This window comes from Micromonospora sp. 4G55 (genome assembly GCF_016803375.1).
The window spans coordinates 1-1216 of sequence record NZ_JAEVHN010000936.1 but is presented as its reverse complement, the minus strand read 5'-3'; the positions used below and the strand labels follow the sequence as shown (position 1 = coordinate 1216).

The following is a 1216-nucleotide window of genomic DNA, read 5'->3' as shown; positions in this document are numbered from 1 at the left end:
CGCGCCAGCCCTGCACCGGCAGCCCGAACTTGGCCACCAGCCGGTCGGTGAACGGCCGGGCCCGCAGCCGGACGATGCGCACCGGGAGCGCGCCGCGGCGCACCGTCACCCGGGCGCCCGGCGGGAGGTCGAAGACCCGCCGGCCGTCGCAGCAGAGCACCGCCAGGGTGGTGAACGGGTCCACGGTGATCGAGAACGTGGAGGTCGGCGCGGTCACCAGCGGGCGGCTGAACAGCGCGTGCGCGCTGATCGGCACCAGCAGCAGGGCCTCCACCTCCGGCCAGACCACCGGGCCGCCGCCGGAGAAGGCGTACGCGGTGGAGCCGGTGGGGGTCGCGCAGACCACCCCGTCGCAGCCGTACCGGGACAGCGGGCGGCCGTCGACGTCGACGAGCAGCTCCAGCATCTGGGCCCGCTCGCCCTTCTCGACGCTGATCTCGTTGAGCGCCCAGGACTCGATGGTCGGCCCGCCGTCGAACTCGGCGTCACGTCGAGGGTGAGCCGCTCGTCCACCGTGTAGTTGCGGCCGACCACGTCGCGGACCGCCACGTCGAGGTCGTTGATCTCGGCCTCGGCGAGGAAGCCGACCTTGCCCAGGTTGATGCCGAGCAGCGGCGCCTTGGCCGGGCGGGCCAGCTCGGCCGCGCGCAGGAAGGTGCCGTCCCCGCCGAGGGCGAACACGATCTCGGCCCCCTCGGCCGCCTCCAGCCCGGTCACCGGCACCACGCCGGGCAGGTCGAGGTCGTCGGCCTCCTCGGCCACCACCCGCACCTCGAAGCCGGCGGCGATCAGGTCGGCGGCCACGGCCCGGGCGTGTTCGGTGCTGCGCCGCCGCCCGGTGTGCGTCACCAGCAGCGCGGTGCGGCTCACCGGGCCACCCGCCCGTGCGTGCCGCCGGGGCTCACCCCGTCGCTGTCGCCCACCGGACCCGCCTCTCGTCCCCCGCTCGTCGGGTTCCGCTCGTCGCTCACCCTGTCACCTCCCCGGTCCGCTCCGCCGGCAGATCGCCGGCGGTGGCCGGGCCCTCGGGCCCCGCCGCCACCACGGCGCGCACCCGCTCGGGGTCGGCCGCCGGGGCGTCCCGGCGTAACCATACGAAGAACTCGACGTTGCCGCTGGGTCCCGGCAGTGGACTGGCCGCCACGTCGGCCAGGCCCAGCCCGAGCCCGGCCGCGGCGGCAGCCACGTCGAGCACCGCCTCGGCGCGCAGCGCCGG

The 1216-nt window shown here is 76.4% G+C and carries 2 pseudogenes; both read right to left on the bottom strand.

What is annotated here, in order from left to right:
• A pseudogene (locus JNW89_RS36310) lies at window positions 1–870 on the bottom strand (NAD kinase); the annotation flags it as partial.
• Between the two features lie 97 nt (window positions 871–967).
• A pseudogene (locus JNW89_RS36305) lies at window positions 968–1216 on the bottom strand (16S/23S rRNA (cytidine-2'-O)-methyltransferase); the annotation flags it as partial.